Consider the following 22,693-nt stretch of genomic DNA (forward strand, 5'->3'; position numbering starts at 1 on the left):
TCCGCCGATCACCGGTCGCGGAACACCCCGTCCGCCGGTTGCCTTCCGCGCTGGCAGGTCTCCCGGCTTGCGGATACGGGGGATGGCCCCCACGGCCCCCGCCTTCCCGGCTTTCGCCAGTGGCCATGGGACCTCTCCGGTCACGGTCGCGGGGGCGGCTGCCTGGGTCGCTTCCGACCTGTCGCATTCCCTCTTCGCCTGTCATAAACAGGAACCAGCGCCAGCCCACCTGAGCCATCGCACCCCCCCTTGTCAAGGACACGACCGACCATGACCGAGACTGTTGCGACACCCGAGCCCGCGCCTGCCACTGACGACCTCGCCCGCCACGCCCAGAAGATGGCGAAGAAGAAGGCCGCGCGGGACAAGATCATGGCGGGGAAAGAGGGCGAGAAGGGCCTGATCATCGTTCACACCGGGGCGGGGAAGGGCAAAAGCTCCAGCGGATTCGGGATGATCCTGCGCTGCATCGCGCATGGGATGCCTTCGGCGGTGGTGCAGTTCATCAAGGGCGCCTGGGACACCGGCGAGCGGCGGCTGATCACCGAGAATTTCTCGGACCTCTGCCAGTTCCACGCGATGGGCGAGGGCTTCACCTGGGAGACGCAGGACAAGGCCCGCGACATCGCCGCCGCACGGGCGGGGTGGGAGAAGGCGAAGGAGCTGATCCGGGACCCTAGGGTCCGCATGGTCCTGCTGGATGAGATCAACATCGCGCTGCGGTATGACTACCTGGATATCGGGGAGGTTCTGGCCTTTCTGAAGACCGAGAAGCCGCCCTTGACTCATGTCGTGCTGACCGGGCGGAATGCGAAGGATGAGTTGATCGAGGCGGCGGACCTGGTGACCGAGATGACGCTGGTCAAGCACCCCTTCCGGGCCGGAATCAAGGGCCAGCCGGGGGTGGAGTTCTGAACCTGTCCACGGTGGGAAAACGCTGGGACCGCTTTGGAATCAATCACTTGGTCGCGGACGTTAACGATTTCGCAACACATGGAAAAACGGGGGAGGCAGGGATGCAGAACACGGGTTGGATGCTGATGGCGGCACTCTTGATGCTGACGCTCGCAGGTTGCGCGCCGCTGGTGGTGGGCGGGGCGGCTGCAGTGGTCGCGGACGAGGTCGTCGAGCAGGACAGGGGCGGCGACGGGCTGTTCTGACAGGGAGTCGGGGCAAGCCCCGACCTACGTGCGGTGCGCCATGAATGCGCACCCTACGATGGACGCGACCGTGTTCGCCGCCATTCTGCCGGGGGTGTTCCGAACGACCTTGTGAAGGCGCGGGTGAAGGCGGCTTCGGTGCTGTAGCCTGCCGCCATGGCGATGGTGATGATCGGGTCGGGGGTGGCGACCAGCGCCTCGGCGGCAAGGTATAGGCGCCAGTCGCGCAGGTAGCGCATCGGGGAGGTGCCGAGGGTCTCGGCGAACCGGGCGGTCAGGGCGGAGCGGGAGGTTCCGGTGGCCTGGGCCAGCGCGGGGAGGGTCCAGTCGCGGGTCGGGGCGTCGTGCAGGGCGAGGAGGGCGCGGGACAGCGTCGGGTCGAGGATTGCGGCGAGCCAGCCCCTGGGCGCGGGGGTCTGGAACTGGCGGCGGAGGATTTCGAGGAAGGCAAGCTCGGTCAGGCGTTCGAGGATCGGGCCGCCGCCGGGCTGGGGCTGGTCAACCTCGGTCACGATCTGGGCGATTGTGCCGGAGAGCCAGTCGTTCTGCCCGTGGGTTCGGATGTGGATGAACTCGGGCAAGGCGGCGCGGAAGGGTGCGAAGCCGGTGGCCTGGCACTGGACGTAGCCGCAGAGGATGCGGACCTGAGGGCCCGGCGCGGGGTAGTGGAGCGTGGGGGTCGCGGGCCAGGGTTGGGCGGGCAGGTCGCCGCCCGGGTCGATCAGGCGGCCACCCCTGCCGCCGCCAAGGATATGCGGGGTGCCGAAAGGGAAGGCGGCAATGTCGCCGGTTTGGAGCGTGGTGCGGGTCCCCTGCAGGTCGACCCAGCACGGGCCGGCGGCGACGATGTGGAAGCCGATGGCGTCCTTGGGCCGCCATGGCGCGGGGGTGGCGTCGGTGGTCCAGTCGCCCTGCGGCATGAAACAGTACTGCAGGGACCCCGAGATGCGCACCCGGCGCAGGGCTTCGTCCAGAAGCCGAGCGGGTTCTGGCGGATCGGTCAAGCTTTTCGGCGGGTCGGCCAAAGACGGAAAGCTCCTGCTTCGGGCAATGAGGGGACATCGAAACCCACGCATTGCACAGGAGATTATCATGGCAGCGGGCAGCGACAAACTTGTGGTGGTGATGACGAACGGGATTGCGAGCGAGTTGTCCTCGGTCGGGTTCACCATCGCCAATGGCGGGATCACGGCGGGGCTGCAGGTCAGCATGTTCCTGACTTCGAACGCGGTAGACCTGGTGCGGAAGGGCGGGCAGGCGATGACGCATGTGCCGCCATTGGATCCGCTGGCGGCGCTGATCGCTGATTTCCAGGCGCGGGGCGGGGTGATCTGGGCCTGCACGCCTTGCGTGAAAGCGCGTGGCTATGGGGCGGAGGACCTGCTGGACGGGGTGGTGATCACCGGGGCAAGCGTGATGCATGCCGAGATCAAGGCGGGGGCGGCGGTGGTGTCGTTCTGACTACGCTTCGGGCGGGAGCATGGCCTGCAGGGTGGACAGGTGGTCGGCCTCGGCCGCGGGTTTGTCCAGCCGGATGCGGTTGATCCGGGGGAAGCGCATCGCGACGCCGGACTTGTGCCGGGTGGACCGGTTGAGGCCTTCGAAGGCGACCTCGACCACTCGGGTGCGGGCGACGGAGCGGACGGTGCCGAAACGCTCGACGGTGTTGTTGCGGACGAAACGGTCGAGTTCCTTCAGTTCCTCGTCGGTGAAGCCGAAATAGGCCTTGCCGACGGGGACCAATTCGTCGCCCCTCCAAACGCCAAAGGTGAAGTCGGAGTAGTAGCCCGAGCGTTTGCCGTGGCCGCGCTGCGCGTACATCAGGACCGCGTCGATCAGGTGGGGATCGCGTTTCCACTTGAACCAGGGGCCTTTGACCCGGCCGGAAAGGTAGGGGCTGTCGCGGCGCTTGATCATCACGCCTTCGATGACGTCGGCGGGCGGGCTGAGGCGGAGGGCGGCGAGGTCGTCCCAGGTGGCGAAGGGCAGGTTTGGCGAGAGATCGATGCGGGGGCCGAGGTTTGCGACGGCCTGGGCGAGGGTCGCGCGGCGGGCGTCGTAGGGCCGGTCGCGCAGGTCCTGGCCGCTCCAGATCAGGACGTCGTAGAGCCGCAGGCCTGCCGGGTGCGAGCGGAGCATGGCGGGGGTGACGGTCTTGCGGTTCAGGCGCTGCTGGAGGTCGCCGAAGCTGGCGATGTCGCCGCCGCGGCGGACGAGGAGTTCTCCGTCGAGCGTCCCGTCGAAATCCATCAGGTCGACCACGTCGGGGAAGGCGGCGCTGATGTCTTCTCCGGTCCGGGAGTAGAGCCGCCGGGTGCCGCCGTCGCTGACCGCCTGGACGCGGATGCCGTCCCATTTCCATTCGGCGGCATAGTCGGCGGGGTCGAGGGTGGAAAGCTGGTCGAGGTCGGTCGGAGTGGAGAGCATCACCGGGCGGAACGGCGCGCGGGCGGCGGCTTCGGGGCGCGGGGCCCCTGCGGCCCAGGCGAAGAGGTCGAGGTAGGGGGGTGTCAGGGCGTGCCAGATCTCCTCGACCTGCGGCAGCGGCAGCTTGGCCCAGCTGGCAAAGGCGGCGCGGGCGAGGCGGGCAGAGACGCCGACCCTTAGCGCGCCGGTGGCGAGCTTGAGGTAGGCGTAGCGTTCGGAGGGGCCGAGGCTGTCGAGCCGGGCGGTGATGAGGGCGGGGAGGCGAATTTTGGGGGTGGTGGAAAGTTCGTGGACGACCTCGGACAGCGGCGGGTCGGAGCGGGTGCCTTCGGGCCAGATGAGCGAGATCGTCTCGGCCAGATCGCCCACGAAATCATAGCTGTAGGTGAAAAGCTGGGGGTCCACCTTTGATTCGGTCAGGCCGCGGAGGAGGCTGGGGGTGACTTGGCGCAGCTTCAGGTCGCCGGTCAGGGCGGCCAGCATCAGGCCGCGCTGGGGGTCGGGCTGGTCGGCGAAGGCGGTGGTGAGGAGGCGTTCCTTGCCAAGGCGCTGGGGCGTGAAGGCGAGGCGTTCTAGGAGGGTGGCGAAGGCGGTGAGGCTCATTCCGCTTCATCCTCGTAGCCGACGAGGTGGAGGGGTTTGGCGGCGCGCTGGGTCAGCTCGCACCAGCGCATCAGGGCGTCTTCGCGGCCGTGGGTGATCCAGACTTCGGACGGGTTCAGCTCGGTGATGGTGGCGGTGAGGTGGGGCCAGTCGATGTGGTCGGAGAGGATGAGCGGCAGTTCGACGCCACGCTGGCGGGCGCGGGCGCGGACCTGCATCCAGCCGGAGGCGAAGGACAGGACCGGGTCGGGGAAGCGCTGGGCCCAGGTGGTGGCGAAGGCGGAGGGCGGGGCGATGACGATGGCGCCGGCGAAGTCGGATTTGCGGCCCTCGGTCGCGGGGCGGAGGTCGCCGAGGTCGATGCCTTGCGCGACGTGGTAGTCGCAGAGGCGTTGCAGGGCTCCGTGGATGTAGATCGGCGCGTCCCATCCCGCCTGACGGATCGCGGCGATGACGCGCTGGGCCTTGCCGAGGGCGTAGGCGCCGATCAGGTGGGAGCGTTCGGGGTTCGCTGCGACGCTGGCGAGGAGGCGGGCGATCTCCACCTGCGGCGGAGGATGGCGGAAGACGGGGAGGGCAAAGGTCGCCTCGGTCACGAAGATGTCGCAGGGGACGGGCTCGAACGGGGCGCAGGTGGGGGTGGGGACGCGGGCGTAGTCGCCGGAAACGACGATCTTTTGCCCCTGCCCTTCCACCGCGATCTGGGCAGAGCCGAGTACGTGGCCGGCGGGGTGGAAGGAGACGGTGACTTCACCGATGCGGGTGGGTTCGGTGTAGGGCTGGCGGGATTGGGTGAAGTCTTCGCCGTAGCGGATGGCCATGATGTCGAGGGTTTCGCGGGTCGCCATGACGGCGCCGTGGCCGGGGCGGGCGTGGTCGGAATGGCCGTGGGTCACCAGCGCGCGGGGGACGGGACGGGTGGGGTCGATGAAGAAATCGCCGCCCGGGCAGTACAGCCCCTCGGGTCGCGGGATCAGGAGGGGCGGTCGGGCCATGGCGGTGTCCAGGGTCGGCGCGGGGGTGCCGATGCTAAGGTGTGGCTTTGCGCCTGGGTGTCAACGCGTTTGGCGTCGAGGGGTTCCTGCGGGGCCAGATTGAGGGACCGGGTGACGTTGCTCTGATCGGGTGCGGCCGGGGGCAAAACTTTTCGAAAAGTTTTGGAAAATCCTTCGAAGGATTTTCGCCAAGGTCAGCCGTTCCGCTTAGACCGCGAGCAGTTCCACCGCGACGCCCTGGCCGACGCCGACGCAGAGGGTGGCCAGCGCCGAAGTGCCGCCGCTTTCCGCCAGACGCCGGGCGGCGGAGGCGGTGATGCGGGCGCCGGACATGCCAAAGGGGTGGCCCATGCTGATGCCGCCGCCCTTGGCGTTGACCCGTGGGTCGGCGTCCTCTAGCCCCCAGGCGCGGGTGCAGGCGAGGACCTGGGCGGCGAAGGCCTCATTCAGTTCGATGATGTCCTGTTCGGCAGGCGGTTTCGCGCCCCGGGCGACCAGGCGTTCCACAGCGGCGATGGGGCCGATGCCCATGATCCGGGGGGCGACCCCAGCCGAAGCGGCACGGCCGATCCGGGCGAGGGGGGTGAGGTGGTGGTCCCGGACCGCCTTGGCCGAGGCGAGGAGGACGGCGCAGGCTCCGTCGTTGACCCCGGCGGCGTTGCCTGCGGTCACGGTGCCTGGGGTGCGGAACGGGGTGGGGAGCGCAGCGAGGCGATCGAGCGAGGTGGCGCGGGGGTGTTCGTCGCGGTCCACGACCGTGTCGCCGGACCGGGAGCGAAGCGTCACCGGCAGGATGTCGGAGCGGTGCCAGTCGGCGTCGTAGCGGTCCTGTGAGCGGAGGGCGTAGGCGTCCTGGTCGGGGCGGGAAACTGCGTAGTCTTCGGCCACGTTCTCAGCCGTTTCGGGCATGGAATGGGTGCCGTGGGCCTTGGCGATGCGCTGATTGATGAAGCGCCAGCCGATGGTGGTGTCGTAGATTTCGGCCTGGCGGGCGAAGGCGGTGTCGGATTTGGGCATCACGAAGGGCGCGCGGGTCATGCTTTCGACGCCGCCCGCGATGACGAGTTCGGCCCCGTCACGGATGGCCCGCGCCCCGGCGATCACCGCGTCCATGCCCGAGGCGCAGAGGCGGTTGACGGTGAGGGCGGGGACAGTGTCGGGCAGGTGGGAGAGGAGGACGGCCATGCGGGCGACGTTGCGGTTGTCCTCACCGGCCTGGTTGGCGCAGCCGAGGATGACCTCGTCGACGGCAAGACCGGGGTACAGGTCGAGGAGGCCGTCTATGACATGGGCGGCCATGTCGTCAGGGCGGATTGTTGCGAGCGAACCGCCGTAGCGGCCGATGGGGGTGCGGCGCATGGTGCAAAGGAAGACGTCGTTGGTCATGCGATGGGTCCGTCCGGGGGTGGCAGGTAGCGGGTTTTCAGCTGCGGGGGCGCGCTGCGTTCCAGGCGGGCAAGTTCGGCGGCGATCGTCGCGGGGCCGTGGGCCTGAAGGCATTCGAACGGGCCGCGCGGCAGGTTGAGGCCGAGTTTCAGTGCCGTGTCGATGCCGTCGCGGGTGGTGCCGCCTTCGGAGAGGAGCCAGGCGGCTTCATTGGCCAGCGTGGCCTCGATCCGCAAAGTGATGGCGTCGGCGGGGGCGGAGGGCAGCGGGTCGGGGTGGACGAAGCCGCGTCCGGTCTTGCGGCCAAGGTTGCCGCTGGCGACCTGGGCGCGGAGGACGTCGAAGACGTGATAGCGCGGATGGCCGCCCATGGCGCGGTTCAGGCCTTCGGTCGCGGCAAGGTTGATGTCAGCGCCGATCAGGTCGATCAGGCTGAACGGGCCGAGACGGTAGCCTGCGGCCACCATGGCGGCGTCGATCTCGCCGGGGGTGCGGCCTTCTTCCATAAGCGCCAGCGCCTCGCCGTAGAAGGGCCGGGCACAGCGGTTGACGATGAAGCCGGGGCGGTCGGGGCAGTCGATCAGGGTCTTGCCCGTGGGCTGCATCAGGGTGCGGGCAGTGTCGAGGGCCTGAGGTGCGGTGCCGGGATGGGCGACGAGTTCCACCAGCTTCATCGCCGGGGCGGGGTTGAAGAAGTGGAGGCCGATGAGGCGGTTGGGGTGTTCAAGGCCCTGCGCCATGGCGGCGACGGAGAGGGAAGAGGTGTTGGTGGCGAGGATGGCGTCGGGAGCCATTACCCGCTCTAGCGCGGCGAAGAGGGACTGCTTGGCGGGCAGCTGTTCGATGACCGCCTCGATGGCGAGGGCCGCATTGCCCATGGCTTCGGGGCCGTCGACGATGGTCAGGCGGGAGAGGATGGCGTCGCGGTCTTCCGGGGTCAGTTTGCCAGCTTCGACTCTTGGCGCGAGTGAGGCGGCGAGGCGGTCGAGGGCCGTGACGCGGGCGGGTTCGTGGCTGTCGGTGGCCAGCACGGTGTAGCCGGCGGCGGCGAAGACCTGGGCGATGCCAAGGCCCATGGTGCCAAGGCCGATGACGGCGACGGTGGTCATTTTCCCTGGAACCCCGGTTTGCGCTTTTCGCGGAAGGCGCGGATGCCTTCGGTCTTGTCGGCGCTGTCGAGGAGCGATTCAAACGCCTCGCGTTCCTGGGCTAGGGCCAGCGCGGATTCGGCCCCGGCGACAAGGGCAGCCTTGGCGGCCATCAGGGCCAGGGGGGCGCGGTCAGCGAGGCGGGCCGTCAGAGTGGCGGCTTCGGTCACGGCGTCCTGTGCCAAGTGCGAGGCAAGGCCCCAGGCGAAGGCGGTTTCGGCGTCGATGATCTCTCCCAGCAGGACCATCCGCGCGGCGCGGGCGGGGCCGATGCGGGCCATCAGCCGTTGGCCGCCCCCCGCGCCGGGGATCAGGCCGAGGTTGGTTTCGGGTAGACCAAGCCGGGCGGTCGGACCTGCGATCAGAAGGTCGGCCATGAGCGCTAGTTCCAGGCCTCCACCGAGCGCGAAGCCTTCGACGGCGGCCACCAAAGGCTTGGGGAAGGCGCGGATCGCGGCCCAATGCGCCTTGCGGGGGTCGGTGGCAGCGTCGGCGGCGGTCTTCGTCTCGATCTCGGCAATATCGGCCCCGGCGGCGAAGTTGCCCTCGGCCCCGTGGATCAGGACGGCGCGGCAGGCGGGGTCATCGGCCAGCCGCAGCAGTGTGGCCGCAAGATCGGCCAGCAGTGCCGTGTTCAGCGCGTTGCGGGCGGCGGGCCGGTTGATGACCAGCCGCGTCCACGCGCCCTCCCGGGTTTCGACAAGGTGTTCCATGGCGGCAGTTTGGAAGAAGCCGGAAATTTTTCAAGCCTAAAAGTTTTAAGCTTGAAATTATCGGGGTTGGTGTCAAACTTCGCCCAACAGCAAGGAGCACCCGGTGATGAAGATTCTGTGCCTGGGCGGGGGGCCGGCGGGGTTGTACTTCGCCATTTCGATGAAGCTGCGCGATCCGGCGCATGACGTGACGGTGCTGGAGCGGAACAAGGCCAACGACACGTTTGGTTGGGGCGTGGTGCTGTCGGAAGACGCGCTGAGCCGGATGCAGAAGAACGACCCCGTCTCGACCGACGCGATCCGGGCGAACTTTGCCTATTGGGACGACATCGCGGTGGTGCATGACGGCGTGCGCACGGTGTCGGGCGGGCATGGCTTTGCCGGGATCGGCCGCAAGCAGATGCTGATCCTGCTGCAGGCCCGCGCGCGGGAATTGGGCGTGCGGATGGAGTTCGAGACCACGTTCAAGTCGGCCGAGGAGTATCGCAAGGATTACGACCTGGTCGTGGCCTGCGACGGGATCAACAGCCTGGTGCGGGCCGAATACCAGCAGGTGTTCCGGCCCGACATCGACATCCGCAAGTGCAAGTTCGTCTGGCTGGGCACGCACCAGAAGTTCGACGACGCCTTCACCTTCATCTTCGAGAAGACCGAACACGGCTGGGTTTGGGCGCATGCCTACCAGTTCGACGACAACACCGCGACCTTCATCGTCGAGACCCTGCCCGAGACCTGGGACAAGCTAGGCTTCGCCGACATGTCGAAGGAGGACACGGTCGAGACCTGCCGCAGGATATTCGAACGGCATCTGGGTGGACATGACCTGATGTCGAACGCCGCCCACCTGCGTGGCTCGGCGGTCTGGATCCAGTTCCCGCGGGTGATCTGCGAGAAGTGGTATCACGAGAATGTCGTCCTGATGGGCGATGCGGCGGCGACGGGACATTTCTCGATCGGCTCGGGGTCGCGGCTGGCCTTCGACAGTGCGATTGCGCTGGCCGAGTATCTGCATTCCGAACCCACGCTGCAGGCGGCCTTCCAGCGCTATCAGGACGAACGCCGGATCGAGGTCCTGCGCCTGCAGTCGGCGGCGCGGAACAGCCTGGAGTGGTTTGAGGAGGTGGAACGTTACCTCGACCTGCCGCCCACGCAGTTCACCTATTCGCTGCTGACCCGCAGCCAGAGGATCAGCCACGAAAACCTGCGCCTGCGTGACAAGGCCTGGCTCGAAGGCGCCGAGGACTGGTTCCAGGCGCGCGAAGGCGGCAAGCCGGGTCGACGCCCGATGTTCGCGCCGCTGACCTTGCGCGGGATGACCTTGAAGAACCGCATCGTGATGTCGCCGATGGCGCAGTACAAGGCGGTGGATGGCTGCCCGAACGACTGGCATTTCATGCATTACGCCAGCCGCGCGGCGGGGGGTGCGGGGCTGATCTATACCGAGATGACATGTGTGTCGCCCGAAGGCCGGATCACCCCTGGCTGCCCGGGCCTTTATGCGCCGGAACACGAGGCCGCCTGGAAGCGGCTGGCCGATTTCGTGCATCAGGAAACGACGGCGAAGCTCTGCATCCAGATCGGCCATTCCGGGCGCAAGGGGTCGACCTGCGTGCCCTGGGACGGTGGCATCGACGCGCCGCTGCCCGACGGCAACTGGCCAACGATGGCGGCCTGCGCCATCCCCTACAAGCCCGCCAACGCCGCCCCGCGCGCGATGACCCGGGCGGACATGGACCTGGTGAAGGTGCAGTTCGTCGCTGCGACCGAAATGGCCGCCCGCGCCGGGGTGGACATGATCGAGATGCACGCGGCACACGGCTATCTCTTGGCGACCTTCATCTCTCCCATCACCAACAAGCGGCGGGATGAATATGGCGGGTCCTTGGAGAACCGCATGCGCTATCCGCTGGAGGTCTTTGCAGCGATGCGTGCCGTCTGGCCCCAGGACAAGCCGATGAGCGTGCGGATCAGCGCGCATGACTGGATCGAGGGCGGCGTGACGCCCGACGAGGCGGTCAAGGTCGCGGCGATGTTCCATGCGGCGGGGGCGGATATCATCGACGTCTCCTCGGGCCAGACCGACCCGGCGGAGAAGCCGATCTATGGCCGGATGTTCCAGACCCCGTTCAGCGACCGCATCCGCAATGAGACCGGCATCCGCACGATGACGGTGGGCAACATCAGCGACTATGACCAGGTGAACGGCATCCTGATGGCGGGGCGGGCCGACCTCGTGTGCCTGGCGCGGATGCATCTGGCCGATCCGTTCTGGACGCTGCATGCTGCCGTGGCGCAGGGCGATACCGAGGCCGACTGGCCCGCGCCCTACAAGGGCGGCAGGGACCTGATGTTCCGGCTGCGCGAACGGCAGGAGGCGCAGATCCGGGCATGATCCATGCAGGCAAACGGGTGCTGATCACGGGCGGCGGGTCCGGCGCGGGGGAGGACCTGGCGCTGGGCTTTGCCGCAGCGGGGGCCGAGGTGGTCGTCACCGGCCGCCGGTTGGCGGCGCTGGACGCGGTGGCGGCGAAGTCTCCGCGCATCCGTGCGGTGCAGGGGGATGTGACAGATGAGGGATCAGTCCGCGCGATGTTCGCGGCGGCGGGGGCGGTGGATATCGTGATCGCCAATGCGGGCGCGGCGGATTCGGCGCCGATGCACAAGACCTCGCTGGACCAGTGGAACGCGATGCTTGCGGTCAATCTGACCGGGGTCTTCCTGACCTTCCGCGAAGGCCTGCGCCAGATGCCCGGTTGGGGGCGGCTGGTGGCCGTGGCCTCGTCGGCGGGGCTGAAGGGCTATGCCAAGATCGTGCCCTATGCGGCGGCCAAGCACGGCGTGGTGGGGATCGTCCGGTCCCTGGCGCTGGAGGTGGCGAAGGGACCGGTCACCGTCAACGCGATCTGCCCAGGGTTCCTCGATACGCCGATGACCGACCATTCGGTCGAGGTCATCGCCCAGAAGACCGGGCGCAGCCTGGCCGAGGCGCGGCAGGCGCTCGAAGCGATGTCGCCGCAGAACCGGCTGTATCAGCCGTCCGAGGTCACCGCCGCCGCGCTGTTCCTGTGCGGACCGGGGTCGGAAGGGATCAACGGCGCCGCGCTGCCGATCACCGGGGGTGAGGCATGAACGACCTTGCCCGCCGCCGCCTGAAGCTGTGGATCCGCCTTCTGGGCGTGACCCGGTCCGCCGAATCCGAGCTGCGCGAATTCCTGCGGGTGAACCACCAGACCACCCTGCCCCGCTTTGACGTGATGGCCGCGCTCTACCGTCGTCGCGACGGGGTGACGATGAGCGAGCTGTCGCGGATGCTTTTGGTGTCGAACGGCAATGCGACCGCCGTGGTCGACCGGCTGGAGGCCGATGGCCTGGTGCGCCGCACGCCGTCCGACACCGACCGGCGCACGGTGCATGTGGCGCTGACGCCCGAGGGGCTGGCGCAGTTCGAAGGGCTGGCGGCCCGGCACGAGGCCGAGGTCTCGCGCATTTTCGGCGGGCTGTCCGAGGCGGATCTGGATGTGCTGACCGATATCCTCAAGCGGATGAGGGGGACGTGATGACGGAACTTGCCGGATTGAAGCCCGCCCATTTCCTGTGGGAGGTGACGGACCGCATCGCCACAGTGCGGCTAAACCGGCCGGAGCGGAAGAACCCGCTGACCTTCGAGAGCTACGCGGAACTCCGCGATACCTTCCGCGCACTGGTCTATGCGACGGATGTGGATGTGGTGGTGCTGGGGTCGAACGGGGGGAACTTCTGTTCGGGCGGCGATGTGCACGACATCATCGGCCCCCTGGTCGGGATGGAGATGAAGGAGCTCTTGGCCTTCACCCGGATGACTGGCGATCTGGTCAAGGCGATGATTTCCTGCGGGAAACCGATCATCGCGGCGGTGGACGGGGTCTGCGTCGGCGCGGGGGCGATCATGGCGATGGCGTCCGACCTGCGGCTGGCGACTCCCGGCGCGAAATGCGCGTTCCTGTTCACGCGGGTGGGTCTTGCGGGCTGCGACATGGGCGCCTGCGCGATGCTGCCCAGGATCATCGGGCAGGGGCGGGCGGCGGAGCTTTTGTACACCGGCCGGGTCATGCGCGCCGAAGAGGGCGAGCGGTGGGGCTTCTGGAATGCGCTGCATGCTCCGGACGCTTTGGACGAGGCGGCGATGACGCTGGCCCGGCAGCTGGCGGCGGGGCCGGTCTTTGCGCATGGCATCACCAAGACGCAGCTGAACCAGGAATGGAACATGGGGCTGGAGCAGGCGATCGAGGCCGAGGCGCAGGCCCAGGCGATCTGCATGCAGACCAAGGACTTCGAGCGGGCCTATCGGGCCTTCGTCGCCAAGGAGCAGCCGGTGTTTCGGGGGGATTGACGGCGGACCGGGGGTTTTCCACCCCCGGACCCCCGGAGGATATTTGTGGACAGATGAAATGAGCGATCGCAGTTTTCTGGATTGGCCGTTCTTCGAGCCCCGCCACCGGGAGTTGGCGGAGGCCTTGGAGGCATGGTGCGCGGCAAACCTGCCGGTGTCGCATGCCGATGTGGACGCGGCTTGCAAGGGGCTCGTTGCGGCCTTGGGCGCTGGGGGGTGGCTTCGGCATTCGGGTGCGGCTGAGGGGGAGCGGCTGGATGTCCGCAGCCTCTGCCTGATCCGCGAGACGCTGGCGCGGCATGACGGGTTGGCCGATTTCGCCTTTGCGATGCAGGGGCTGGGGATGGGGGCAGTCAGCCTGTTCGGGACGGCGGAGCAGCGGGAGTGGCTGGTGCGGACCCGGGCAGGGCAGGCGATCTCCGGCTTTGCGCTGACAGAACCGGGGTCGGGGTCGGACGTGGCGGCGACGGCGACAGTGGCGGAACGGGTGCAGGGCGGCTGGCGGCTGTCGGGGGAGAAGACCTATATCTCGAACGGCGGGATCGCGGATGTCTACGTGATCTTCGCGCGGACGGGCGAGGCCCCTGGCGCCAAGGGGCTGTCGGCCTTCCTGCTGCCCGCGGCGACCAGGGGGCTGGAGGTGGTCAGCCGGATCGAAGTGATGGCCCCGCATCCCCTGGCGCATCTGCGGCTGGATGGGGTGGAGCTGCCGGAGGCGGCGCTGATCGGCAAGCCCGGCGCGGGGTTCAAGATCGCCATGTCGGTCCTGGACGTGTTCCGCTCGACCGTGGGCGCGGCGGCTTTGGGCTTTGCGCGGCGGGCGCTGGATGAGGCCTTGGCGCGGACGCAGGGGCGGCGCATCCAGGGGCAGGCTCTGTCGGAGTTGCAGCTGGTGCAGGGGCATCTGGCGGATATGGCGCTGGAGATCGATGCCTCGGCTTTGCTGGTCTACCGGGCGGCTTGGGTGAAGGACCAAGGCGCGCAGCGCGTAAGCCGTGAGGCGGCGATGGCGAAGCTTTACTCGACCGAAGCCGCGCAGCGGGTCATCGACATGGCGGTGCAGCTGCACGGTGGCGACGGGGTCCGGCAGGGGTTCGCCGTCGAAAGCCTTTACCGCGAAATCCGGGCGTTGCGGATCTACGAAGGGGCCAGCGACGTGCAGCGGATCATCATCGCGCGGAGCCTTCTGGGATGACCTACGAACGGATCCTCCAGATCGAGTTCAACCATTGCGACCCGGCGGGTATCGTCTTCTATCCGCGCTATTTCGAGATGGTTAACTCGGTCATCGAGAACTTCTTTGCCGATGTGGTGGGCCGGTCCTTTGCCCAGATGCACAACGGCGCGTCGAACGGCGTGCCGACCGTGGCGATGGAGGCGGTGTTCCAGAAGCCCTCGCGCCTGGGCGACAAGGTGCGGTTCACGCTGCAGGTCGAGAAGGTCGGCGGGTCCTCGGTCAAGATGTGGATCGAGGGGCATGGGGACGACGGGCTGCGGCTGCGGGTGGGCATGACGCTGGCCTGGATCGACGGCATGCGCGCAGCGCCCTGGCCCAAGGAGATGCGGGCGGCGCTGGAAGGCTACAGGGAGACGCAGGATGCATGAGGTCCTTCACCCAAAGCACTGGAAACCGGCGCGGGGCTACGCCAACGGCATGGCCGCCGAGGGGCGCATGGTTTTCACCGGCGGCATCATCGGCTGGAATGCCCAGCAGGAGTTCGAGACGGATGACTTTGTCGGCCAGGTGGAACAGGCGCTGAAGTCCATCGTCGAGGTCCTGGCCGAGGCCGGGGCGGGGCCGGAGCATCTGGTTAGGCTCACCTGGTATGTCACCGACAAGCGCGAATACCTGGGCAGTCTGAAAGAGCTGGGCGCGGTCTACAAGGCGGTGATCGGGCGGCACTACCCGGCGATGGCGCTGGTGCAGGTCGTGGCGCTGGTCGAGGACCGGGCAAAGGTGGAAATCGAGGCCACCGCCGTCATTCCGAAGGAGGGCAAGTGATGCTTGGACCGACTGGACATGTCGACAGCTTTGCCCGCGACCGCCTGCCCGCGCCCGCGGACTGGCCAGTGATCGACACGACGGGGTTCGACTATCCCGACTGGCTGAACGTCGGCGTGGAACTGACCGACCGCATGGTCGAACGGGGGTTCGGTGACCACACCGCCCTGATCGGCAACGGGCGCAGCCGGACCTACAAGGAGTTGTCGGACTGGTCGAACCGGATCGCTCATGCGCTGGTCGAGGACTACGGGGTCAAGCCCGGCAATAGGGTGCTGATCCGCAGCGCCAACAACCCGGCGATGGTGGCCTGCTGGTTGGCGGCGACCAAGGCGGGGGCGGTGGTGGTGAACACCATGCCGATGCTGCGGGCAGGCGAGCTGACCAAGATCGTCGACAAGGCCGAGATCAGCCATGCGCTGTGCGACACCCGGCTGATGGAGGAGCTGGTCGCCTGCGGCAAGGACAGTGGCTTCCTGCGGACCATCGTAGGGTTTGACGGCACGGCGAACCACGATGCCGAGCTGGATCGGGTCGCGCTGAAAAAGCCGGTGCGGTTCGAGGCGGTGAAGACGGGCCGCGACGATGTGGCTCTCTTGGGCTTCACCTCGGGCACGACGGGCGAGCCGAAGGCCACGATGCATTTCCACCGCGACCTCCTCATCATCGCCGACGGCTATGCGCGCGAGGTGCTGGGGGTCACGCCTGAGGACGTTTTCATCGGCAGCCCTCCTCTGGCGTTTACGTTTGGTCTGGGCGGGCTGGCGGTGTTCCCGCTGCGGTTCGGCGCGGCGGCGGCGCTGCTGGAGCAAGCCTCGCCCCCGAACATGGTTGCGATGATCCAGGAACATCGCGCGACGATCTGCTTTACCGCGCCCACGGCCTATCGGGTGATGCTGAAGGCAATGGATGAGGGGGCGGACCTGTCGTCCCTGCGGGCGGCGGTGTCGGCGGGGGAGACGCTGCCCGCTCCGGTGTACGAGGAGTGGCAGAAGAAGACCGGCAAGCCGATGCTGGACGGGATCGGTGCGACCGAGATGCTGCATATCTTCATTTCGAACCGCTTCGACGACCACCGGCCCGGCTGCACGGGGAAGCCGGTGACGGGGTATGAGGCACGGATCGTCGATGACGAGATGCGGGAGAAGCCTCGGGGAGAGGTCGGGCGGCTGGCAGTGCGGGGGCCGACGGGGTGCCGGTATCTCGCCGACAAGCGGCAGGCGGCCTATGTCCGGGACGGCTGGAACCTGACGGGGGACAGCTTCTGGCAGGACGAGGACGGCCATTTCCACTTTGCCGCCCGGTCGGACGACATGATCCTGTCGGCGGGCTATAACATCGCAGGGCCCGAGGTGGAGGCGGCGCTGTTGTCGCATCCGGCCGTGCTGGAATGCGCGGTGGTAGGGCTGGCGGATGAGGAGCGCGGCCAGATCGTGCAGGCGCATGTGGTGCTGGCGCCGGGGCAGGTGGGCGATGCGCTGATGGTCAAGCTGTTGCAGGACCACGTGAAAAAGGTGATCGCGCCCTACAAGTATCCGCGGAGCGTGGTGTTCACAGCGGCGCTGCCGAAGACGCAGACCGGGAAGATCCAGCGGTTCCAGTTGCGCGGGAAAGCCTAGGCCGCACCCTTGGGGACGATCCCGGCGGCGACCCATTCGTCGAGCTTCGCCAGCACCGCGTCGCAGAAGGCCGCGTCGTTGATGTGGCAGTCGAGGACGGTGTGGTCGACCCGGCCTTTCAACTCGCGTTCGGCGGCTTCGGTGAAGGCGGCAAGGCCCTCGGGGTCATGCGCGGCTTCGCCGGGTTTGTCCCATTCCTCGATCCCGCCTTTGGGTAGGAAGAAGTGGGTGGGGCCTTTCGCCTGCGCCAGCCGGTCGGCGATGGCCTGGGCGAGGCCGCGGCGTTCGTCGGCGTTGAAGCCGACGCTTTTGATCAGGCGGTTGTGTTCGTGGAACGGGCGGTCCTGGAAACGCGGCGGGATCGGCTGCCATCCGGCGAGGTCCAGGATGTCGGCGGCCCCCGGGGCCACCAGCTGCGGCGTCCCGCTGCGGCCCGCGCCGGTCAGCCGGTCGGTCCCGGCGCTGACGAGCGAGCCGTGGAGCATGTTCACCAGTTCCTGCAGCGAAAAGTCCATCACGCAGGCGAAGGTGCCCTCGGCGGCCAGCCGTTCAAAGGCCATGCCGCCCATGCCGGTGGTGTGGAAGACCGCGATGTCATAGCCGCGCTTGGTCAGTTCCGGGTGCAGGCGCTTCATGTACTTCAGGCATGAGGAGCCGAGCGAGGTCATCCCGATCAGGGGGCGGTCGAACTTCGGGGGTTCGACGGCCTGCGCGGCACCAAGGACGGCCCCGGCGGCCTGGCTGAGCGAGGATTTGCAGAGGGGATTGAGCCCGTAAAGGCCCCCGGCCCAGAGGATGAACTGGACGTCTGCCGCCATCCGCTCGGCGGCGATCAGCGGCGATCCCGCGACGGTCGAGACGATGTATTTCGGCACGCCCAAGGGCAGGGCCTGCGCGCAGTCGAGCGCGAGGTCGGTGCCCATCGTGCCGCCCAAGGCGATCATGCCGTGGACCCGGCCCTCGGCGTGGAGCTTGCGGGTGAGGATGGCGGCGCCTGCGCTCATCTGCGCGAAGGCCTCGCCTTCTTCACCTAGGGCGATCAGCGCGTCGATGGTGGTGTCGGCGGCGGCAGCGACCTGGTGCTTGGTGACGTCGACGTGGGTCTTGGCCTCGCCCAAAATGCTGACATCCATCGCCAGCACCTTGCCGCCTTGCGCCGTGATCCGGCCGATCAGGTAGGCGAGTTCGTCGGCCTTGGTGTCGAAGGTGCCGATGACCAGGATGGTTTTCGTCATGTCTCTTCCCCCTGCCGGTGCACCCAGTTCCGCGTTGACGCGCGTATTGGGTTCAATATAATCACCAGTGGTTCAAGAATAATCGCCCTGCACCGCTCCGTCAACGGATTTGGGGCGCTTCGGGTATCGTTGGAGCTGCCATGTCCACCACTGTCGCCAAGGCCTTGTCCTTGCTGGACTACTTCTCGGAAGCCGAGCCGGAGATCGGGTTGTCCGAACTGGCGCGCAGGTCGGGGGTCGACAAGGCGACGGTGCACCGGATGCTGGGGGTGATGTGCGACGCTGGCCTGTTGGAAAAGCGGGGCGATGCGCGGCTTTACCGGTTGGGGGCGGGGGTGCTGCGGCTTGCCCGGGTGCGTGAGACGGCGTTTCCGGTGTCCGCGCTGTTCCAGCAATCGCTGGAGGCGCTGTCGACGCGGCTGGGGGAGACGGCTCATGCCTCGCTGCTGTCTGGGCGGGCACTGGCGACCATCGGGATCAGCGAAAGCAACCGGGGCAGCCGGGTGTCGCTGGTGGCCGGAGAGCTGCTTCTGCTGCACTGCACCGCCTCGGGCCTGGCGGTCCTGGCCTATTCGCGGCCCGAACTGGTGGATCGGGTGCTGGCTGAGCCGCTTGTGGCCCGGACCTCGCGCACGATCACCAACCCGGGCGTGATAAGGGCGCGGCTGGAGGAGATCCGCCTGACCGGCTTTGCCGAGGCCGACCAGACCGCCGAGGACGACGTCTATGGCATCGCCGTGCCGGTCTTCGACAGCGATGGCGAGGCGACGGGGGCGATTGCGATGGCCACCCCGGCGCACCGGATGACCAATGACCTGCGCCAGCAGATCATCGCGGCGCTGTTCGTGGAGGCGGAAAAGCTGACGGTCAATTCCGGCGGCCGCGTGCCCGCCGCCTTCCGCAGCGTGGCGGCGCGCTTCGTCCCGGCCTGAGTCGGATTGACCCATGGCGAGGTCCGGTGCATAATAGCTACCAGTGGTGGCAATAATGAACCGTAATGAGCCAGAATCAGATCGACGCCCTGCGCAAGGCGCCTCTTGAGCCGTTCCTGCACCTGATCGACGGGCAGTCGGTCCCGGCGTCGGACGGGCAGACGTTGACGGTGGTCTCGCCCATCGACGGCCAGACCCTGACGACCTATGCCCGGGGCACGAAGGCCGATACCGAGGCCGCCATCGCCGCCGCCCGCCGCGCCTTTGACGATGGTAGATGGTCCGACATGGCCCCGGCGGCGCGGAAGAAGATCCTCTTGAAATGGGCCGACCTGATCGACGCCCATGCGGTCGAACTCGCCGTGCTGGGCGTGCGCGAAAACGGCACCGAGATCGGGATGGCGCTGAAGGCAGAACCGGGCTCGGCCGCGGCGACGGTGCGCTACTACGCCGAGGCGATCGACAAGCTGCACGGCGAGATCGCCCCGACCGACCCGGCCTTCCTGGGCCTGGTGCATCGCGAACCGGCGGGGGTGGTGGGGGCCATCGTGCCGTGGAACTTCCCGCTGATGATCGGGGCGTGGAAGTTCGGCCCGGCGCTGGCGGCTGGCTGCACCGTGGTGCTGAAACCGGCCGAGACGGCGTCCTTGACCCTGGTGCGGGTCGCGCAGCTGGGGTTGCAGGCCGGGTTGCCGCCGGGCGTGTTCAACGTGGTCACCGGCGAAGGTGCGGTGGTGGGCGCGGCGATTGCCGAGTCAATGGATGTCGATGTGCTGGTCTTCACCGGGTCGGGTGCCACCGGGCGGCGGCTGATGGAGGCGGCGGCGCGGTCGAACCTGAAGCGGGTCTATCTGGAGCTGGGGGGCAAGTCGCCGAACATCGTCTTTGCCGATGCGCCGGATCTGGATGAGGCGGCGAAGGTTTCGGCGATGGGGATTTTCCGGAACTCGGGGCAGGTCTGCATTGCCGGGTCGCGGATTCTGGTCGAACGCAGCGTGCACGCGGCCTTTGTGGAAAAGCTTTCGGCGCAGGCGGCGAAGATCAAGGTCGGCGATCCGCTGGACGGCGCGACGCAGGCGGGGGCGGTGAACTCGGACAGGCAGTTGCAGCAGAACCTGCGGTTTGTCGCGGAGGCGCGGGAGGCGGGCCGGCAGGTAATCGGCGGCGACCGCATCCTGCAGGAGACGGGCGGGTTCTACATGGCCCCGGCCATCGTTGCGGACGCGCGGCCGGAGGATCGGGTGTTCCGCGAGGAGGTGTTCGGCCCCGTGGTCACGGTGACGCCCTTCGATACCGAGGAGGAGGCCGTGGCGCTGGCCAATGGCACGTCCTACGGGCTGGCGGCGGCGGTCTGGACGGCGAACCTGTCGCGGGCGCATCGGATGGTGCGGAAGATCCGCGCGGGCCTCGTCCATGTGAACACCTATGGCGGGTCGGACCTGACGGTGCCGTTGGGTGGCGTCAAGCAGTCTGGCAACGGGCATGACAAGTCGCTGCACGCGTTCGACAAATACCTCGACCTGAAAACCGCCTGGGTGAAGCTGTGATCCAAGTCCAAGGAGCCTGACGATGAAGGATTCGAATTTCCTCAAGGAAAACAACGCGCGGCACCTCTGGCATCCGATGGCGCATCCGGCGGACAGCCTGGCGAACCCGCCGGACATCATCGTCGAGGCGGAAGGGGTGGAGATCATCGATGTCGACGGGCACCGGACCGTGGACGCGGTGGGGGGGCTGTGGAATGTCAACCTCGGCTATTCCTGCCAGCCGGTGAAGGATGCGATCACGGCGCAGCTGAACCGGCTGCCCTACTATTCGATCTTCCGGGGCACGACGAACGACAACGTCATCGAACTGGCCGAGATGCTGGCGGAGTTCTTCGCCCCCGACGGGCTGACGCGGGCCTTCTATACCTCGGGCGGGTCGGACGGGGTGGAAGTCGCGCTGCGGCTGGCGCGGCAGTATCACAAGATCCGGGGCGAGGCGGGCCGGGTGAAGTTCCTGAGCCTGAAGAAGGGCTATCACGGGACGCATACGCTGGGCGCCTCGGTCAACGGCAACGCGAATTTCCGCACGCAGTATGAGCCGCTGATGCCGGGGTGCTTCCACACTCCCGCGCCCTACACCTACCGCAATCCATTCAACGAGACCGACCCGGCGCGGCTGGCGCAGCTGTGCCTGGCGGCCATCGAGGACGAGATCAAGTTCCAGGACGCCTCCACCATCGCCGCCTTCATCATGGAGCCGGTGCTGGGCGCGGGTGGGGTGATCCCGCCGCATGAAAGCTTCATGCCTGGGGTGCGCGCGCTGTGTTCCAAGTACGGCATCCTGCTGGTGGCCGATGAGGTCATCACCGCCTTCGGGCGGACGGGCAGCTGGTCGGGCTCGCGTCACTGGGGGGTGCAGCCGGACCTTCTGGTCTCGGCCAAGGCGATCACCAACGGGTATTTCCCGTTCGGCGCGGTGATGGTGTCGGAACCCATGGCCGAGGTGTTCGAGAAGGATACCAGCGGCAAGGGGGCCATCGGGTCGGGGTACACCTATTCCGGTCATCCGGTGGGCGCGGCAGCGGCGATTGCCTGCCTGAATGAGACGCAGCGCATCCAGCCGCAGAAAAACGCGGCGGCGCGGGGGGACCAGCTGTATGCGGGCCTGCAGGCGCTGATGGCGCGGCATGAGGTTATCGGCGACGTGCGCGGCGGGCACGGGCTGATGTGCGCGCTGGAGCTGGTGGCGGACCGGGGGACGAAGGCTCCGATAGACAAGAAGGTGATCGGCAAGGTCCACCGCGCGACCTATGAGGCCGGGGTGATGGTCAGGGTGTCGGGCAACAACATCATCCTGTCGCCGCCCCTGGTGGTGACCGAGGCAGATGTGGCGAAGATCCTGGCTGCGCTGGAGGCCGGGTTCGCGGCGATCTGAGGGGCTAGTCGTCCAGGTCGGTTGCCGGGGCCGTGCGGCTGGCCAGGCGCTTGAGGATTGCCGTCAGGGTCTGGGCTTCGGCATCGCCCAGCGTCTCGCGCAGCCGCTGGTCGAAGCCGATGGCCAGTTGACCCAGTTCGGCAAAGACCGATTGGCCCTTCGGGGTCAGCGACAGCACCTCGGCCCGACGGTCGGTCTCGCTGGGGGTGCGGGACAGCATTCCGGCCTCTTCCAGCGCAGCGACGGCGCGGCTGACCTTGGTCTTCTCGATATGGCTGATCGCGCAGATGTCGCGGGCGGTCATCGCACCGAACTTGCCGAGGTTGGCCATGACCCGCCATTGCGTGCGGGTGAACCCGTAACGGTCCCGGTAGATCGCCTGGAACCCGTGCGAGGTCGCCTCTGCCGCCTGGTTCAGGAGGTAGGGCAGGAAGTCCTCAAGGTCGAAGCCATTGGTCCGGTCGGTCATTGTCGGCAGGGAACCCTTGTGCTGGCGGGTGCTTTAGCATGGGATGGCGGTGCGCACCAAGTCATCCGGCGGGCTTGACGCGGTCGGGGTGGGCGGCCTGGAAGGCGGGCAGTGCCTCAAGGCGCTCGGCAATGCTGGAAAGCCGCGGGAAGGGCTGCAGGTTCACCCCCCAGCGTCGGGCGTTGTAGACTTGGGGGACAAGGCAGAGGTCGGCCAACGTTACGCTGTCGCCGTGGCAGTAGCGCCCGCCCGGATGCTGCTGCAAGAGCCCCTCCAACCCCTGCAGGCCAAGCGGAATGAACTGCTGCATCCAGCCTTCCATCGTCGCGCCCAGGCTGACGGCGTGCCGGGCGACGCGCAGGTTGCAGACGGGGTGCGTGTCGACGGCGACGGCATAGGCCATCGCCCGGACCGATGCCCGCTCTAAGGGGTCCTTCGGCAGCCAGCCGGCCTTCCGCGTCTCGTCCAGATACTCCAGGATCGCCAGCGACTGGGTCAGGCGGATGCCGTCGATGTCTAGCGTGGGCACCAGGCCCTGCGGATTGCGGGCCAGGTTGTCGGGCTGGGTCTGCTGGTCCTTCGTCAGGTCCACCGGAACCGAACGGTAGGAAAGCCCCAGAAGGTTCAGCGCGATGCGCACCCGATAGGCTGCCGAAGACCGCCAGTAATCATAAAGTACAGTCTCAGGCATCGGTTTCTCCAGATAGTTGCCA

Annotated in this window: 23 protein-coding genes and 1 riboswitch; of the genes, 14 read left to right on the plus strand and 9 right to left on the minus strand. The window is 67.6% G+C overall.

Translation table 11 applies throughout. The features are described from left to right. Window positions 1-35: 35 nt before the first annotated feature. Window positions 36-234: riboswitch (cobalamin riboswitch) on the minus strand. A gap of 36 nt (window positions 235-270) precedes the next feature. Further along, the gene (gene cobO / locus AC2EAL_RS04900) at window positions 271-915 is read left to right on the plus strand and encodes a cob(I)yrinic acid a,c-diamide adenosyltransferase (RefSeq protein WP_484723044.1); all 645 of its coding nucleotides are present in this window, start codon (window positions 271-273) and stop codon (window positions 913-915) included. Between the two features lie 101 nt (window positions 916-1,016). Beyond that, on the plus strand, window positions 1,017-1,160 hold the full coding sequence (locus AC2EAL_RS04905; RefSeq protein ID WP_484723045.1) for a hypothetical protein: 144 nt from the start codon (window positions 1,017-1,019) through the stop codon (window positions 1,158-1,160). 53 nt (window positions 1,161-1,213) lie between these two features. On the opposite strand, the gene AC2EAL_RS04910 is transcribed toward AC2EAL_RS04905, so the two are convergent. Further along, the gene (locus AC2EAL_RS04910) at window positions 1,214-2,164 is read right to left on the minus strand and encodes an AraC family transcriptional regulator (RefSeq protein WP_484723046.1); all 951 of its coding nucleotides are present in this window, start codon (window positions 2,162-2,164) and stop codon (window positions 1,214-1,216) included. Between the two features lie 88 nt (window positions 2,165-2,252). Here AC2EAL_RS04910 and AC2EAL_RS04915 point away from each other — a divergent pair, with 88 nt between their 5' ends. Then, window positions 2,253-2,621 (plus strand): DsrE family protein, encoded by a 369-nt coding sequence (locus AC2EAL_RS04915; RefSeq protein ID WP_484723047.1) that lies wholly within the window; start codon window positions 2,253-2,255, stop codon window positions 2,619-2,621. Here the strand turns inward: AC2EAL_RS04915 and AC2EAL_RS04920 are convergent, their stop codons facing one another. From AC2EAL_RS04920 to AC2EAL_RS04940, 5 genes are all read right to left on the minus strand, one after another. After that, complete coding sequence (locus AC2EAL_RS04920; protein ID WP_484723048.1) at window positions 2,622-4,190, minus strand: cisplatin damage response ATP-dependent DNA ligase; 1,569 nt, start codon at window positions 4,188-4,190, stop codon at window positions 2,622-2,624. Continuing rightward, complete coding sequence (locus tag AC2EAL_RS04925; RefSeq protein WP_484723049.1) at window positions 4,187-5,185, minus strand: ligase-associated DNA damage response exonuclease; 999 nt, start codon at window positions 5,183-5,185, stop codon at window positions 4,187-4,189. Before AC2EAL_RS04925 ends, AC2EAL_RS04920 begins: the two co-directional genes overlap by 4 nt. A gap of 207 nt (window positions 5,186-5,392) precedes the next feature. Beyond that, complete coding sequence (locus tag AC2EAL_RS04930; protein ID WP_484723050.1) at window positions 5,393-6,571, minus strand: acetyl-CoA C-acyltransferase; 1,179 nt, start codon at window positions 6,569-6,571, stop codon at window positions 5,393-5,395. Beyond that, complete coding sequence (locus AC2EAL_RS04935; protein ID WP_484723051.1) at window positions 6,568-7,680, minus strand: 3-hydroxyacyl-CoA dehydrogenase; 1,113 nt, start codon at window positions 7,678-7,680, stop codon at window positions 6,568-6,570. The genes AC2EAL_RS04930 and AC2EAL_RS04935 overlap by 4 nt, the downstream gene beginning before the upstream one ends. Continuing rightward, window positions 7,677-8,432, minus strand: a complete 756-nt coding sequence (locus AC2EAL_RS04940; protein WP_484723052.1) for an enoyl-CoA hydratase-related protein — start codon at window positions 8,430-8,432, stop codon at window positions 7,677-7,679. Before AC2EAL_RS04940 ends, AC2EAL_RS04935 begins: the two co-directional genes overlap by 4 nt. 106 nt (window positions 8,433-8,538) lie before the next feature. Here AC2EAL_RS04940 and AC2EAL_RS04945 point away from each other — a divergent pair, with 106 nt between their 5' ends. Genes AC2EAL_RS04945 through AC2EAL_RS04980 form a run of 8 tightly spaced genes read left to right on the plus strand, consistent with a single transcriptional unit; the run spans window position 8,539 to window position 16,422 of the window. Continuing rightward, window positions 8,539-10,824: a bifunctional salicylyl-CoA 5-hydroxylase/oxidoreductase gene (locus AC2EAL_RS04945; protein ID WP_484723403.1), complete on the plus strand. Its 2,286-nt coding sequence runs from the start codon at window positions 8,539-8,541 to the stop codon at window positions 10,822-10,824. Beyond that, a complete protein-coding gene (locus tag AC2EAL_RS04950; RefSeq protein WP_484723053.1) occupies window positions 10,821-11,561 on the plus strand; it encodes an SDR family NAD(P)-dependent oxidoreductase in 741 nt (246 codons plus the stop codon). Before AC2EAL_RS04945 ends, AC2EAL_RS04950 begins: the two co-directional genes overlap by 4 nt. Beyond that, window positions 11,558-11,989 carry a MarR family winged helix-turn-helix transcriptional regulator gene (locus AC2EAL_RS04955; protein ID WP_484723054.1) on the plus strand — a complete coding sequence of 144 codons (432 nt, stop codon included), beginning with the start codon at window positions 11,558-11,560 and terminating at the stop codon, window positions 11,987-11,989. Before AC2EAL_RS04950 ends, AC2EAL_RS04955 begins: the two co-directional genes overlap by 4 nt. Continuing rightward, a complete protein-coding gene (locus tag AC2EAL_RS04960) occupies window positions 11,989-12,801 on the plus strand; it encodes an enoyl-CoA hydratase family protein (RefSeq protein ID WP_484723055.1) in 813 nt (270 codons plus the stop codon). Before AC2EAL_RS04955 ends, AC2EAL_RS04960 begins: the two co-directional genes overlap by 1 nt. 58 nt (window positions 12,802-12,859) lie before the next feature. Beyond that, window positions 12,860-13,996: an acyl-CoA dehydrogenase family protein gene (locus tag AC2EAL_RS04965; RefSeq protein WP_484723056.1), complete on the plus strand. Its 1,137-nt coding sequence runs from the start codon at window positions 12,860-12,862 to the stop codon at window positions 13,994-13,996. Continuing rightward, window positions 13,993-14,406, plus strand: a complete 414-nt coding sequence (locus tag AC2EAL_RS04970) for an acyl-CoA thioesterase (protein WP_484723057.1) — start codon at window positions 13,993-13,995, stop codon at window positions 14,404-14,406. Before AC2EAL_RS04965 ends, AC2EAL_RS04970 begins: the two co-directional genes overlap by 4 nt. Next, window positions 14,399-14,803 carry a RidA family protein gene (locus tag AC2EAL_RS04975; protein ID WP_484723058.1) on the plus strand — a complete coding sequence of 135 codons (405 nt, stop codon included), beginning with the start codon at window positions 14,399-14,401 and terminating at the stop codon, window positions 14,801-14,803. Before AC2EAL_RS04970 ends, AC2EAL_RS04975 begins: the two co-directional genes overlap by 8 nt. After that, the gene (locus tag AC2EAL_RS04980) at window positions 14,803-16,422 is read left to right on the plus strand and encodes an AMP-binding protein (RefSeq protein WP_484723059.1); all 1,620 of its coding nucleotides are present in this window, start codon (window positions 14,803-14,805) and stop codon (window positions 16,420-16,422) included. The genes AC2EAL_RS04975 and AC2EAL_RS04980 overlap by 1 nt, the downstream gene beginning before the upstream one ends. On the opposite strand, the gene AC2EAL_RS04985 is transcribed toward AC2EAL_RS04980, so the two are convergent. After that, complete coding sequence (locus AC2EAL_RS04985; RefSeq protein WP_484723060.1) at window positions 16,419-17,657, minus strand: Tm-1-like ATP-binding domain-containing protein; 1,239 nt, start codon at window positions 17,655-17,657, stop codon at window positions 16,419-16,421. The genes AC2EAL_RS04980 and AC2EAL_RS04985 overlap by 4 nt on opposite strands. Window positions 17,658-17,797: 140 nt before the next feature. Between AC2EAL_RS04985 and AC2EAL_RS04990 the strand changes: the two genes are divergently transcribed. The 3 genes from AC2EAL_RS04990 (at window position 17,798) to AC2EAL_RS05000 (ending at window position 21,511) form a co-directional block, all read left to right on the plus strand. After that, on the plus strand, window positions 17,798-18,589 hold the full coding sequence (locus AC2EAL_RS04990; RefSeq protein WP_484723061.1) for an IclR family transcriptional regulator: 792 nt from the start codon (window positions 17,798-17,800) through the stop codon (window positions 18,587-18,589). Window positions 18,590-18,654: 65 nt separating this feature from the next. Further along, window positions 18,655-20,136: an aldehyde dehydrogenase family protein gene (locus AC2EAL_RS04995; RefSeq protein ID WP_484723062.1), complete on the plus strand. Its 1,482-nt coding sequence runs from the start codon at window positions 18,655-18,657 to the stop codon at window positions 20,134-20,136. Between the two features lie 22 nt (window positions 20,137-20,158). Further along, on the plus strand, window positions 20,159-21,511 hold the full coding sequence (locus tag AC2EAL_RS05000) for an aminotransferase class III-fold pyridoxal phosphate-dependent enzyme (protein WP_484723063.1): 1,353 nt from the start codon (window positions 20,159-20,161) through the stop codon (window positions 21,509-21,511). Window positions 21,512-21,515: 4 nt separating this feature from the next. Here AC2EAL_RS05000 and AC2EAL_RS05005 read toward each other — a convergent pair whose 3' ends face one another. Both AC2EAL_RS05005 and maiA read right to left on the minus strand, forming a co-directional pair. After that, complete coding sequence (locus AC2EAL_RS05005) at window positions 21,516-21,980, minus strand: MarR family winged helix-turn-helix transcriptional regulator (protein WP_484723064.1); 465 nt, start codon at window positions 21,978-21,980, stop codon at window positions 21,516-21,518. Window positions 21,981-22,041: 61 nt separating this feature from the next. Then, the gene (gene maiA / locus AC2EAL_RS05010; protein WP_484723065.1) at window positions 22,042-22,671 is read right to left on the minus strand and encodes a maleylacetoacetate isomerase; all 630 of its coding nucleotides are present in this window, start codon (window positions 22,669-22,671) and stop codon (window positions 22,042-22,044) included. Window positions 22,672-22,693 lie beyond the last annotated feature (22 nt).

The sequence above is a fragment of the Tabrizicola sp. T74 genome, assembly GCF_057219935.1.

Bases quoted from the DNA above. Each gene is read 5' to 3' on its own strand.
- AC2EAL_RS04930 (WP_484723050.1), bottom strand. From the start codon at position 6,571: ATGACCAACGACGTCTTCCTTTGCACCATGCGCCGCACCCCCATCGGC.
- AC2EAL_RS04935 (WP_484723051.1), bottom strand. From the start codon at position 7,680: ATGACCACCGTCGCCGTCATCGGCCTTGGCACCATGGGCCTTGGCATC.
- AC2EAL_RS04940 (WP_484723052.1), bottom strand. From the start codon at position 8,432: ATGGAACACCTTGTCGAAACCCGGGAGGGCGCGTGGACGCGGCTGGTC.
- AC2EAL_RS04985 (WP_484723060.1), bottom strand. From the start codon at position 17,657: ATGACGAAAACCATCCTGGTCATCGGCACCTTCGACACCAAGGCCGAC.
- AC2EAL_RS04915 (WP_484723047.1), top strand. From the start codon at position 2,253: ATGGCAGCGGGCAGCGACAAACTTGTGGTGGTGATGACGAACGGGATT.
- AC2EAL_RS04955 (WP_484723054.1), top strand. From the start codon at position 11,558: ATGAACGACCTTGCCCGCCGCCGCCTGAAGCTGTGGATCCGCCTTCTG.
- AC2EAL_RS04965 (WP_484723056.1), top strand. From the start codon at position 12,860: ATGAGCGATCGCAGTTTTCTGGATTGGCCGTTCTTCGAGCCCCGCCAC.
- AC2EAL_RS04970 (WP_484723057.1), top strand. From the start codon at position 13,993: ATGACCTACGAACGGATCCTCCAGATCGAGTTCAACCATTGCGACCCG.
- AC2EAL_RS05005 (WP_484723064.1), bottom strand. From the start codon at position 21,980: ATGACCGACCGGACCAATGGCTTCGACCTTGAGGACTTCCTGCCCTAC.
- AC2EAL_RS04975 (WP_484723058.1), top strand. From the start codon at position 14,399: ATGCATGAGGTCCTTCACCCAAAGCACTGGAAACCGGCGCGGGGCTAC.
- AC2EAL_RS04945 (WP_484723403.1), top strand. From the start codon at position 8,539: ATGAAGATTCTGTGCCTGGGCGGGGGGCCGGCGGGGTTGTACTTCGCC.
- AC2EAL_RS05000 (WP_484723063.1), top strand. From the start codon at position 20,159: ATGAAGGATTCGAATTTCCTCAAGGAAAACAACGCGCGGCACCTCTGG.
- AC2EAL_RS04905 (WP_484723045.1), top strand. From the start codon at position 1,017: ATGCAGAACACGGGTTGGATGCTGATGGCGGCACTCTTGATGCTGACG.
- AC2EAL_RS04990 (WP_484723061.1), top strand. From the start codon at position 17,798: ATGTCCACCACTGTCGCCAAGGCCTTGTCCTTGCTGGACTACTTCTCG.
- AC2EAL_RS04920 (WP_484723048.1), bottom strand. From the start codon at position 4,190: ATGAGCCTCACCGCCTTCGCCACCCTCCTAGAACGCCTCGCCTTCACG.
- maiA (WP_484723065.1), bottom strand. From the start codon at position 22,671: ATGCCTGAGACTGTACTTTATGATTACTGGCGGTCTTCGGCAGCCTAT.
- AC2EAL_RS04995 (WP_484723062.1), top strand. From the start codon at position 18,655: ATGAGCCAGAATCAGATCGACGCCCTGCGCAAGGCGCCTCTTGAGCCG.
- AC2EAL_RS04980 (WP_484723059.1), top strand. From the start codon at position 14,803: ATGCTTGGACCGACTGGACATGTCGACAGCTTTGCCCGCGACCGCCTG.
- cobO (WP_484723044.1), top strand. From the start codon at position 271: ATGACCGAGACTGTTGCGACACCCGAGCCCGCGCCTGCCACTGACGAC.
- AC2EAL_RS04925 (WP_484723049.1), bottom strand. From the start codon at position 5,185: ATGGCCCGACCGCCCCTCCTGATCCCGCGACCCGAGGGGCTGTACTGC.
- AC2EAL_RS04960 (WP_484723055.1), top strand. From the start codon at position 11,989: ATGACGGAACTTGCCGGATTGAAGCCCGCCCATTTCCTGTGGGAGGTG.
- AC2EAL_RS04950 (WP_484723053.1), top strand. From the start codon at position 10,821: ATGATCCATGCAGGCAAACGGGTGCTGATCACGGGCGGCGGGTCCGGC.